Consider the following 12,145-nt stretch of genomic DNA (forward strand, 5'->3'; position numbering starts at 1 on the left):
CGGCCGCTTGACGCGGGTCAAGCGCCGCGCTGGGACAATGGCGGCATGAGCAAACTGGAAGCGGGGCCCTGGCGCACCAGCGTCGCCCCCATGATGGACTGGACGGACCGGCACTGCCGGTACTTCCACCGCCTGTTGAGCCGCCGCACGCGCCTGTACACCGAGATGGTCACCACCGGCGCGCTGCTGCATGGCGACGTGCCGCGGCACCTGGACTTCGACGAGACCGAACACCCCGTGGCCCTGCAGCTCGGCGGCAGCGAGCCGGCCGACCTGGCGCAGTGCGCGAAGCTGGGGGCGCAATGGGGCTATGACGAGATCAACCTCAATTGCGGCTGCCCGAGCGAGCGCGTGCAGCGCGGGGCCTTCGGCGCCTGCCTGATGGCGGAGCCCAGGCTGGTGGCCGACGGCGTGAAGGCGATGGTGGACGTGGTGGACGTCCCCGTGACCGTCAAGCATCGCATCGGGATCGACAAGGTGGAGAGCTATGCCTTCGTGCGCGATTTCGTCGGCACCGTCGCCGAAGCGGGCTGCGGCGTGTTCATCGTGCACGCGCGCAATGCGTGGCTCAAGGGGCTGTCGCCCAAGGAGAACCGCGAAGTCCCGCCCTTGCGCTACGAACTGGTGCACCAGCTCAAGCGCGAGTTCCCGCACCTGGTGATCGCGGTGAACGGCGGCATCACCACCGACGACGTCTTCGACGCGCAACTGCAGGCGGTCGATGGCGTGATGATCGGCCGCGAGGCCTACCACCACCCGTGGTGGCTGGCGCGCTGGGACGAGCGTTTCTACGGCGACGCGCCTTCCGCGCTGGTGCGCGAGGACGTGGAGGAGCGGATGGTGGCCTACATGGAGCGCGAGCACGCCGCCCGCGGCACGCCCTGGCATTCCATCGCGCGGCACATGATGGGCCTCTACAACGGGCTGCCGGGGGCGCGGCGCTGGCGCCAGGTCTGGAGCGACCACCGCCTGAAAGGCGAGCCGGCGCGCGAAGTGATGCGCCTGGCGCACGAAAGGCCGGTGCTGGCCGCTGGGGCCGAATTGCTTTAAACTTAAAATATCTAGGCTTGGAGCAACCATGAACATCGTCTGCATCGGCGGCGGACCCGCGGGACTGTATTTCGCGTTGCTCATGAAGAAGCAGGACCCGTCGCACCGCATCCGCGTGGTGGAGCGCAACAAGCCCTACGACACCTTCGGCTGGGGCGTGGTCTTCTCCGACCAGACCCTCGGCAACCTGCAAGCGGCCGACCCCGAGACGGCCGGCGAGATCCTCGGCGCCTTCAACCACTGGGACGACATCGAGGTCAACATCCGCGGCCACAAGGTGGTCTCGGGCGGCCACGGTTTCTGCGGCATCGGTCGCAAGCGCCTGCTCAACATCCTGCAGCGCCGCTGCGAACAGCTCGGCGTGGAACTCGAGTTCGACACCGACGTGCGCGACGACGAGGCGTACGCCGATGCCGACCTCATCATCGCCAGCGACGGCCTCAACAGCCGCATCCGCGCCAAGTACGCCGCCACCTACCAGCCGGACATCGACACGCGGCAGTGCCGCTTCGTCTGGCTGGGCACGCACAAGAAGTTCGATGCCTTCACCTTCGCCTTCGAGGAGACGCCGCACGGCTGGTTCCAGGCCCACGCCTACCAGTTCGACGGCGACACCTCCACGTTCATCGTGGAGACGCCCGAGGACGTGTGGCTCAAGGCCGGCATGGACCGGATGGAGAAGGAGGAGTCGATCGCCTTCTGCGAGAAGCTGTTCGCGAAGTACCTCGATGGCCACCCGCTGATGTCGAACGCCGCGCACCTGCGCGGCTCGGCGCAGTGGATCAAGTTCCCGCGCATCATCTGCAAGACCTGGGTGCACCACAACGGGCGGGCGCCGGTGGTGCTGATGGGCGATGCGGCGCACACCGCGCACTTCTCGGTCGGCTCCGGCACCAAGCTGGCGCTGGAGGATTCGATCGAGCTGGCCCGCTGCATCGGGCGGGCGCCGCGCGACCTGCCGCAGGCGCTGCGGGAGTACGAGGCGGTGCGCAGCGTCGAGGTGCTGAAGATCCAGAATGCCGCCCGCAACTCCACCGAGTGGTTCGAGAACGTCTCGCGCTACGTCAACCTGCCGCCCGAGCAGTTCGCCTATTCGCTGCTCACGCGCAGCCAGCGCATCAGCCACGAGAACCTGCGCCTGCGCGACAAGCGCTACGTGGAGCAGTACGAAGACTGGATCGCCGCCCGCGCCGGGGCCCACCGCAGCCCGCAGCAGCAGCCGATCCCGCCGATGTTCACGCCGTTCACGCTGCGCGCCGTCACGCTGAAGAACCGCGTGGTGGTCTCGCCGATGGCGCAGTACTCCTGCATCGACGGGTTGCCGGCGGACTTCCACCTGGTGCATCTCGGCGCCCGCGCCATGGGCGGCGCCGGCATGGTGGTGGCCGAGATGACGTGCCCGAGCCCGGATGCCCGCATCACGCCCGGCTGCCCGGGGCTCTGGAACACGCAGCAGCGCGACGGCTGGAAGCGCATCGTCGACTTCGTGCACGCGAGCACCGACGCGAAGATCGCGATGCAGCTGGGCCACGCGGGGCCCAAGGGCTCGACGCGCGTGCCCTGGGAAGGCGAGGACCTGCCGCTGGCCGCCGGCAACTGGCCGCTGCTCTCGGCTTCCCCCCAGCAGTACATCGACGGCGTCAGCGACTGGTCGCGTGCCATGTCACGCGAAGACATGGACCGCGTGCGCGACGACTTCGTGCGCAGCACGCGCTACGCCGCCGAGGCCGGCTTCGACTGGCTGGAACTGCATTGCGCGCACGGGTACCTCCTGTCCAGCTTCATCTCGCCGCTGACCAACCAGCGCACCGACGCCTACGGCGGTTCCCTGGAGAACCGCATGCGCTTCCCGCTCGAGGTGTTCCAGGCCATGCGCGCGGCCTGGCCTTCGCACCTGCCGCTGTCGGTGCGCATCTCCGCGCACGACTGGGTCGAAGGCGGCATCACGCCCGACGACGCGGTGGCCATCGCCGGCCTGCTGAAGGCGGCGGGCTGCGACCTGGTCGACTGCTCCTCGGGCCAGGTGAGCAAGAAGCAGAAGCCGGTCTACGGCCGCATGTACCAGACCCCCTTCGCGGACCGCGTCCGCAACGAAGTGGGCATCGCGACGATGGCGGTCGGCGCCATCTCCGAGGCCGACCACGTCAACAGCATCATCGCCGCCGGCCGCGCCGACCTGTGCGCCGTGGCCCGCCCGCACCTGGCGAACCCCGCCTGGTCGCTGCTGGAAGCGGCGAAGATCGGCTACCACGACGTGCCCTGGCCGAAGCAGTACCTTTCCGGCAAGACCCAGCTCGAACGCAACCTGGAGCGCGAGCGCGCCCAGGCACCAGGAGGCCCCATTGAACGCTTCAACTGAACGCGTGGACCCGGCGCTCGCCGCCGGCAACCGCAAGGCGCTCGCCGGCTACCGGGCCGAGCATTTCGTCTGGCGGGTCGAGGGCGGCGTGGCCACGATCACGCTGAACCGGCCGGAGCGCAAGAACCCGCTGACCTTCGCGTCGTATGCGGAGCTGCGCGACCTGTTCGGCGACCTGAAATACGCCACGGACGTCCACGCGGTGGTCGTCACCGGCGCCGGCGACAACTTCTGTTCCGGCGGCGACGTGCACGAGATCATCGGCCCGCTGGTGCGCCTGAAGGCGCCCGAGCTGCTGATGTTCACGCGCATGACGGGCGACCTGGTGAAGGCCATGCGCGCCTGCCCGCAACCGATCGTGGCGGCGGTCGACGGTGTCTGCGCGGGCGCGGGTGCGATCGTCGCCATGGCGTCCGACCTGCGCGTCGGCACCCCGCGCAGCAAGACCGCCTTCCTGTTCAACCGCGTCGGCCTGGCCGGCTGCGACATGGGCGCCTGCGCGATGCTGCCGCGGATCATCGGGCAGGGCCGCGCCAGCGAGTTGCTGTACACCGGCCGCTCCATGTCCGGGGAGGAAGGCGAGCGCTGGGGCTTCTTCAACCGGCTCGCGGCGCCCGAGGCGCTGCTGCAGGAGGCGCAGGCCCTGGCCACCAGCCTCGTGCAGGGGCCGACCTTCGCCAACGGCATCACCAAGACCATGCTGCACCAGGAGTGGGCCATGACCCTCGAGCAGGCGATCGAGGCCGAAGCGCAGGCCCAGGCCCTGTGCATGCTGACGCAGGACTTCACCCGGGCCTACGAGGCCTTCGTGGCGAAGCAGAAGCCGAAGTTCGAGGGCAACTGACATGCGCGAACTCGCCCACCTCGACTGGCCTTTCCTGGAGGAAAGGCACGGCATCTTCGCATCGGAACTCGACACCTGGGCGCGGCAGCACGTCGCGCACGTCCACGGCCCGGACGTCGATGCGGCCTGCCGCAGCCTGGTCCGTTCGCTGGGCGAGGGCGGCTGGCTGCGCCACGCGGTCGGCGGCCCCTACGGCGAGCAGGAGGTGATCGACACGCGGGCGATCTGCCTCGCGCGCGAGACCCTCGCGTACCACAACGGCCTGGCGGACTTCGCTTTTGCGATGCAGGGCCTGGGCTCCGGCGCCATCAGCCTGCAGGGCACGCCGGCGCAGAAGGAACGCTACCTGCCGCGCGTGGCGCGGGGCGAGGCGATCGCTGCCTTCGCGCTGAGCGAACCGGATGCCGGCTCCGACGTCGCCAACCTCCAATGCGCCGCCCACTTCGACGGTGACCATGCGGTGCTGGAGGGCGAGAAGACCTGGATCTCCAACGGCGGGATCGCCGATTTCTACGTGGTGTTCTGCCGAACCGGCGAGGCGCCGGGGCCGCGCGGCATCTCGGCGTTCATCGTCGATGCCGGCACGCCCGGCTTCGAGATCGCCGAGCGTATCGAGGTGATCGCGCCGCACCCGCTGGCGCGGCTGCGCTTTCGCAACTGCCGCATTCCGCTGTCGCAGCGCGTCGGCGGGCCCGGTGAAGGCTTCAAGGTGGCCATGCGCACGCTCGACGTCTTCCGCACCTCGGTGGCGGCCGCGGCGCTGGGCTTCGCCCGCCGCGCGATGGACGAGGCACTGCAGCGCGCCACCACCCGCAAGATGTTCAACCAGACGCTGTCCGACTTCCAGCTGACCCAGGCCAAGCTGGCGCAGATGGCCACCACCATCGACAGCGCCGCGCTGCTGGTGTACCGCGCCGCCTGGCAGCGCGACCAGGGGCAGGGCGTCACCAAGGAAGCCGCGATGGCCAAGATGGTCGCCACCGAAGGCGCGCAGCAGGTGATCGACGCCGCCGTGCAGATGTTCGGCGGGCTCGGCGTCACCAGCGGGCAGCCGGTGGAACAGCTCTACCGCGAGATCCGCTCGCTGCGCATCTACGAAGGCGCTACCGAAGTCCAGCAACTGATCATCGCGCGCGAACTGCTCAAGGAGATGAAGGGATGACCGATTCCACCCGCCCCCAGGCCGTCCTGCCGCAGGGCTGGCCGCGCCCCAAGGGCTACGCCAACGGCGTCGTGGCCCAGGGCCGGATGCTCTTCATCGCCGGCATGATCGGCTGGGACGGCGATTGCGTCTTCCACACCGACGATTTCGGCGGCCAGGCGCGGCAGGCGCTCCAGAATGTCGCCGACGTGCTGAAGGCCGCGGGCGGGAGCGGCGAGAATATCGTCAGGATGACCTGGTACGTCACCGACAAGCGCGAATACCTGGCGGCCGCCCGCGCGGTGGGCCAGGCCTTCCGCGAGATCATCGGCCACTACGACATCGCCATGACGGCGGTGGAGGTGAAGGCGCTGATCGAGGACCGTGCCAAGGTCGAGATCGAAGTGACGGCGATGCTGCCGTAGCCCACCTGCAATCGAGACCCGGAGTTTCCTCATGGCCAAAGCCAAAGCCGCCTTCCAGTGGGCCGACCCGCTGCTGCTGGACAGCCAGATCACCGACGACGAACGCGCCGTGCGCGATGCGGCGCATGCCTACTGCCAGGAAAAGCTCCTGCCGCGCGTCACCGAGGCCTTCCGCCACGAGACGACCGACGTGGCGATCTTCCGCGAGATGGGGTCGCTGGGCCTGCTCGGCGCGACCATCCCCGAGCAGTACGGCGGCGCAGGGCTCAACTACGTCTGCTACGGGCTGGTGGCGCGCGAGGTGGAGCGCGTCGACTCGGGCTACCGCTCGATGATGTCGGTGCAGTCCTCGCTGGTGATGGTGCCGATCAACGAGTTCGGCAACGAGGCGACCAAGCAGAAGTACCTGCCCAGGCTCGCCAGCGGCGAGTGGATCGGCTGCTTCGGCCTGACCGAACCGAACCACGGTTCCGACCCGGCCAGCATGATCACCCGCGCCCGCAAGGTGGACGGCGGCTACAAGCTCACCGGCAGCAAGATGTGGATCACCAACTCGCCCGTCGCCGACGTGTTCGTGGTCTGGGCCAAGGACGACGAGGGCGCCATCCGCGGCTTCGTGCTGGAGAAGGGCTGGAAAGGCCTCTCCGCGCCCAAGATCTCCGGCAAGGTCGGCCTGCGCGCCTCCATCACCGGCGAGATCGTGATGGAGGACGTGTTCTGCCCCGAGGAGAACGCCTTCCCCGAGGTGCGCGGCCTGAAGGGCCCGTTCACCTGCCTGAATTCCGCCCGCTACGGCATCGCCTGGGGCGCGCTGGGCGCGGCCGAGGACTGCTGGTTCCGCGCGCGCCAGTACGTGCTGGACCGCAAGCAGTTCGGCAAGCCGCTCGCGGCCAACCAGCTGGTGCAGAAGAAGCTGGCCGACATGCAGACCGAGATCACGCTGGGCCTGCAGGGCTGCCTGCGCCTGGGCCGCATGAAGGACGAGGGCACGGCCTCGGTGGAGATCACCTCCATCATGAAACGCAACTCCTGCGGCAAGGCACTGGACATCGCCCGCGTCGCCCGCGACATGATGGGCGGCAACGGCATCAGCGACGAGTTCGGCGTGGCCCGCCACCTGGTGAACCTGGAAGTGGTGAACACCTACGAGGGGACGCACGACATCCATGCGCTGATCCTCGGCCGGGCGCAGACGGGCATCGCTGCCTTCTAGCCTCGCCCGCCGTCCCCGCCGCCGGGGACGCGCAGCATTGGCGCCGGCGCGCCGGCCCTCCATAATCCGCACGGAAGAGGAGAGGCCCGCGCATGGCGATGATCGACGACCTGTTGGCCCTGCGGCCTCCCGCCGGGGCTTCGCCCCGTGCGCCCGGGGAACTCGCCGAGGGCTTCGTCGACGCGCACCGGCAGAAGATCTTCCTGGGGCTTTCGCTTGCCGGCACGCTGCTGCTCGGCCCGTTCGCGATCAACAACTTCTTCCAGGACCGGCTGGTCCTGGGGCTTGCCACCAGCGGCTTCGTGGTGTGCCTGCTGGCGAACGCGCTGGCCATCCTGCGCGGCCGCCGGGCGCCGGTGCCCGCCACGCTGATCTTCGTGGTCTCCGTGATCGGGCTGGCCACGGCCATGTACAACAACGGGCTGATCGGCATCCTGTGGGTGTATCCCGGCATCCTGCTGTTCCACTTCATGCTGCCGCGCCGGCGGGCCAACCTGTTCAACGTGACGCTGGTGGCGATGGCCATCCCCATGGCCTGGATGCACCTGACGCCGCAGCTCACGATGCGGGTGGGAGTGACGCTCATCCTGCTGCTGATCTTCAGCAACATCTTCTCGTACATCGCCGACGCGCAGCAGGCCAAGGAGGCGGAGCAACGGGACAAGCTCGATGCGCTGGTGCGCCAGCTGGAGGCGCAGAACAACGCGCTGCGCGAGGCGTTCCGCCTGCGCGAGGAGGTCGAGCGCATCGCCCGGCACGACCTGAAGACCCCGCTGGCCAGCATCGCCTCCGTGCCGCGCCTGCTGCGCGAGAGGCACAGTCCCGACGCGCAGGAGGCCGAGCTGCTGGGGATGGTCGAGCGCGCTGCGTTGCGCGTCCTGAGCATGGTCAACCTGTCGCTGGACCTGTACCGCATGGAGGAGGGCACTTACCGGCTGCGGGCGCAGGCGGTCGACCTGGCCGGACTGGTGCAGACCGTCAGCCGCGAGCTGCAGGCCCACACGCGCTCCAAGAACCTGCGCCTGGTGCTCGACCTGCCCGCGGAGCCGCTGTACGCGCAAGGCGAGGAACTGCTTTGCTATTCCACGCTGGCCAACGTGCTGAAGAACGCGCTGGAGGCCTCGCCGGAAGGCGCGGAGGTGCGCGTGACCCTGCGCCGCTACCGCGAGCATGGCGAGGACGCCGTGGTGCTGGAGATCCACAACCGCGGGGAGGTGCCCGCGGAGATCCGCGAGTCCTTCTTCGCCAAGTACAACACCTTCGGCAAGCCGGGCGGCACCGGCCTGGGCGCCTATTCGGCGCGCCTCATGGCGCGGGTGCAGCGCGGGGACCTGAGCATGAAGTCCGGCCCCGACGGGACGACGCTCACGCTGGGCCTGCCGCGCTGGCGGGGGCCGGCCCCGGTGCGCTCCGTCGCCGGCACCCTGCCGCCGCAGGCGGGTGCGCAGGTGCGCACCCTGCCGCCCCTGTCCGTGCTGGTGGTGGACGACGACGAGTACAACATCGTGGTGCTGAAGAACCTCTTGCCGAGCCCGCCCCTGAACGTGCGCACGGCGGTCAACGGGCGCGCGGCGCTCGAGCAGGTGCGCGAGGTGCGGCCGGACGTGATCTTCATGGACGTCGAGATGCCCGTGATGGGGGGCATCGAGGCCGTGCGGCAGCTGCGCGAACTGCAGCGCGAACGCGGCGAGCGCCCCAGCATCGTGGCCGCCTTTTCCGCGAACGACGACGAGACGACGCGGCGGCGCTGCCTGGAAGCGGGATTCGACCTCTACCTCGCCAAGCCCGCTTCGCGCGAGGAGGTGTTCGCCGTCCTCCTGGGCCACGACCCGGCGGACGCACCGTCGTCGGACCACGCGCCGCTGCAACCCGACGACAGGCGCGTCCGCATCGAGCCGTGGATGGTGCCGCTGCTGCCGCAGTTCCTGGCTTCGCGGCTGGAACTCACGCACCAGCTGGCCGCGGCGGTGGAGGGCCAGGACCGCGAGCGCCTGCGCGTGCTCGCGCACAAGCTGGCCGGCAGCCTGGCGATGTACAACTTCTGGGAGGCCAGCGGGGCCAGCCGGGCCCTGGAGCAGGCGGCGGCCTCCGAGGCGTTCGACGCGCTGCGGGCGCGCTGCGAAGGGTTGGCGCGGATGCTGGCCGAGTCGGAGACGGTCGTGAGGGAGGTCGCGGCCTAAGGCCTGCGGCTACGCCGCCGCTTCCAGCCCGTTGCGGAAGTGGTCGAGCATGCGCAGCCGCGCCGCTTCCGGGTCGCGCCGCGCCAGCGACTCCATGACGCCGGCGTGTTCGGCCAGCGACTCCTGGATGCGCCCGGACTTCAGCAGCGAGTGGTGGCGGTTCAGCTTCATGACCTTGCGCAGGTCGGCGACCATCTGGTTGCGCCAGCGGTTGCCGGCGATCTCCAGCAGCCGCATGTGGAAGCGCTCGTTGACGGCGAAGAAGCGCTCGCGGTCCTTGACGGCTGCCTCCAGTTCGCGGTGCAGCTTCTGCAATTCCTTCAGCTGCGCCTCGGTGGCGTGGCCGGCGACGGCGGCGGCCGCATCGCTCTCCAGCAGCGCGAGCAGGTGATAGACCTCTGCGAGGTCCTGCTCGGAAACTTCCGTGACGTAGGCGCCGCGGCGCACCTTCATCGTCACCAGGCCTTCGGCGGCCAGCACCTTCAGGGCCTCGCGCAAGGGCGTGCGGCTGATGCCGTATTCCTGCGCCAGCTTGACCTCGTCGATCCAGCTGCCCGGTTCCAGTTCGCGCCGGAAGATGCGCTGGCGCAGCAGCTCCGCCACCTCTTCGTAGAGGGCGCGGGGCGCGAGGGACGGGGCGGACATGCGGCGGATTCTAGGGCCATCCGCATTCTTTATCAATAATTATGAATCAGGTAAGATGGCGCCGCCCGCGGGTGGACCCGCCGGCTGCCCCGAGGAAACGCCATGCCCGCCCAGCCCGTATACCCCACCGCCTCGCTCGAGGACTGGAAGAAAGCCGCCGCGAAGTCCGCCCCGGGCGGCAACGTCGAGGCGCTGAACTGGGTGACGCCGGACGGCATCACCGTCAAGCCGCTTTACACCGGCGCCGATCTCCAGGGCTTGCCGCACGCCGACACGCTCCCCGGCTTCGCGCCCTACCTGCGCGGGCCGCAAGCCACCATGTACGCGGCGCGTCCCTGGACGATCCGCCAGTACGCCGGCTTCTCCACCGCGGAGGAGTCCAACGCTTTCTACCGCAAGGGCCTCGCGGGCGGCGGCCAGGGCGTGAGCGTCGCCTTCGACCTGGCCACCCACCGCGGCTACGACAGCGACCATCCGCGCGTGGTCGGCGACGTCGGCAAGGCGGGCGTGGCGATCGACTCCGTCGAGGACATGAAAATCCTGTTCGACGGCATCCCGCTCGACAAGGTGTCGGTGTCGATGACCATGAACGGCGCCGTGCTGCCGGTGCTGGCCGGCTACGTCGTGGCGGCCGAGGAGCAGGGCGTGTCGCAGGACCAGCTGTCCGGGACCATCCAGAACGACATCCTCAAGGAGTTCATGGTCCGCAACACGTACATCTATCCGCCCGAGCCCTCGATGCGGATCGTGGGCGACATCATCGAGTACACGGCGCGCCACATGCCGAAGTTCAACTCGATCTCGATCTCCGGCTACCACATGCAGGAGGCGGGCGCGAACCAGGCGCTGGAGCTGGCCTTCACGCTGGCCGACGGCAAGGAATACGTGAAGACGGCCATGGCAAAGGGCCTGGACGTCGACGACTTCGCCGGCCGGCTGTCCTTCTTCTGGGCGATCGGGATGAACTTCTACCTCGAGATCGCCAAGATGCGCGCCGCGCGGCTGCTCTGGTGGCGCATCATGCAGGGCTTCGGCGCCAAGAACCCCAAGAGCCTGATGCTGCGCACGCACTGCCAGACCTCAGGCTGGTCGCTCACCGAGCAGGACCCCTACAACAACATCGTGCGCACCACGATCGAGGCGATGGCGGCGGTGTTCGGCGGCACGCAGTCGCTGCACACCAACAGTTTCGACGAGGCCATCGCGCTGCCGACGGAGTTCTCCTCGCGCATCGCCCGCAACACGCAGCTGATCATCCAGGAAGAGACCCACATCACGAACGTGATCGACCCCTGGGCCGGCAGCTACATGATGGAGAAGCTCACCCAGGACATGGCCGACGCCGCCTGGGCGATCATCGAGGAAGTCGAGGCCATGGGCGGCATGACGCGTGCCGTGGACTCGGGCTGGGCCAAGCTGAAGATCGAGGCCGCCGCCGCCGAGAAGCAGGCGCGCATCGACGCGGGGCGCGACGTGATCGTCGGCGTCAACAAGTACAAGCTGGGCAAGGAGGATCCGCTCGAGATCCTCGAGGTGGACAACCTGCGCGTGCGCGAACAGCAGGTCACGCGCCTGCAGAAGATCCGTGCCGCGCGCGACGGCCAGGCGGTGCAGTCGGCGCTGGAAGCGCTGACGGCCGCGGCCCGCAGCGGCCAGGGCAACCTGCTGGACCTGGGCATCCGTGCCATGCGGCTGCGGGCGACCGTGGGCGAGGTGAGCGATGCGCTGGAGAAGGTGTTCGGGCGCCACCGCGCCGATACGCAGAAGGTGACCGGTGTGTATGCAGCTGCCTACGACTCGGCCGAGGGCTGGGACAAGTTGAAGACGGAGATCGCGGCCTTCGCCGAGGAGCAGGGCCGCCGGCCGCGCGTGATGATCGCCAAGCTGGGGCAGGACGGCCACGACCGCGGCGCCAAGGTCGTGGCCACGGCCTACGCCGACCTCGGTTTCGACGTCGACATGGGCCCGCTGTTCCAGACGCCCGAGGAATGCGCGCGCCAGGCCATCGAGAACGACGTGCACGCGGTCGGCATCAGCACGCTCGCCGCCGGCCACAAGACGCTGGTGCCGGCGATCATCGCGGAGCTGGAGAAGCAGGGTGCCAACGACATCATCGTGTTCGTCGGCGGCGTCATCCCGCAGCAGGACTACGAGTTCCTCTACAACTCGGGCGTCAAGGGCATCTACGGCCCGGGCACGCCGATCCCGGCCAGCGCCAAGGACGTGCTGGAACAGATCCGGCAAGCCGTCGCGCGTGCGTGATGCCGAGAAATTGGAATCTGACCCCG

The 12,145-nt window shown here is 69.1% G+C and carries 9 protein-coding genes; 8 read left to right on the forward strand and 1 reads right to left on the reverse strand.

From position 1 onward, the window contains the following. The first annotated feature begins 45 nt into the window (after positions 1-45). From dusA to IM787_RS16915, 7 genes are all read left to right on the forward strand, one after another. Positions 46-1,050 (forward strand): tRNA dihydrouridine(20/20a) synthase DusA, encoded by a 1,005-nt coding sequence (gene dusA / locus IM787_RS16885; RefSeq protein WP_193677833.1) that lies wholly within the window; start codon positions 46-48, stop codon positions 1,048-1,050. Positions 1,051-1,078: 28 nt separating this feature from the next. Further along, complete coding sequence (locus IM787_RS16890) at positions 1,079-3,409, forward strand: bifunctional salicylyl-CoA 5-hydroxylase/oxidoreductase (protein WP_193677834.1); 2,331 nt, start codon at positions 1,079-1,081, stop codon at positions 3,407-3,409. Continuing rightward, positions 3,393-4,253: an enoyl-CoA hydratase family protein gene (locus IM787_RS16895; RefSeq protein ID WP_193677835.1), complete on the forward strand. Its 861-nt coding sequence runs from the start codon at positions 3,393-3,395 to the stop codon at positions 4,251-4,253. The genes IM787_RS16890 and IM787_RS16895 overlap by 17 nt, the downstream gene beginning before the upstream one ends. 1 nt (position 4,254) lies before the next feature. Then, the gene (locus tag IM787_RS16900) at positions 4,255-5,415 is read left to right on the forward strand and encodes an acyl-CoA dehydrogenase family protein (RefSeq protein WP_193677836.1); all 1,161 of its coding nucleotides are present in this window, start codon (positions 4,255-4,257) and stop codon (positions 5,413-5,415) included. Beyond that, positions 5,412-5,819 carry a RidA family protein gene (locus tag IM787_RS16905; RefSeq protein WP_193677837.1) on the forward strand — a complete coding sequence of 136 codons (408 nt, stop codon included), beginning with the start codon at positions 5,412-5,414 and terminating at the stop codon, positions 5,817-5,819. Before IM787_RS16900 ends, IM787_RS16905 begins: the two co-directional genes overlap by 4 nt. Before the next feature lie 31 nt (positions 5,820-5,850). Beyond that, a complete protein-coding gene (locus tag IM787_RS16910) occupies positions 5,851-7,032 on the forward strand; it encodes an acyl-CoA dehydrogenase (RefSeq protein ID WP_193677838.1) in 1,182 nt (393 codons plus the stop codon). A 92-nt stretch (positions 7,033-7,124) separates the two neighbouring features. Then, positions 7,125-9,212 (forward strand): response regulator, encoded by a 2,088-nt coding sequence (locus tag IM787_RS16915; RefSeq protein WP_193677839.1) that lies wholly within the window; start codon positions 7,125-7,127, stop codon positions 9,210-9,212. Between the two features lie 9 nt (positions 9,213-9,221). Here IM787_RS16915 and IM787_RS16920 read toward each other — a convergent pair whose 3' ends face one another. Further along, a complete protein-coding gene (locus tag IM787_RS16920; RefSeq protein ID WP_193677840.1) occupies positions 9,222-9,857 on the reverse strand; it encodes a GntR family transcriptional regulator in 636 nt (211 codons plus the stop codon). 102 nt (positions 9,858-9,959) lie between these two features. On the opposite strand from IM787_RS16920, the gene scpA reads away from it, so the two are divergent. Beyond that, positions 9,960-12,119 carry a methylmalonyl-CoA mutase gene (gene scpA / locus IM787_RS16925; RefSeq protein ID WP_193677841.1) on the forward strand — a complete coding sequence of 720 codons (2,160 nt, stop codon included), beginning with the start codon at positions 9,960-9,962 and terminating at the stop codon, positions 12,117-12,119. The last annotated feature ends 26 nt before the right edge of the window (positions 12,120-12,145 follow it).

Source organism: Ramlibacter pallidus, assembly GCF_015070875.1.
Classification (GTDB): Bacteria; Pseudomonadota; Gammaproteobacteria; order Burkholderiales; family Burkholderiaceae_C; genus Ramlibacter; species Ramlibacter pallidus.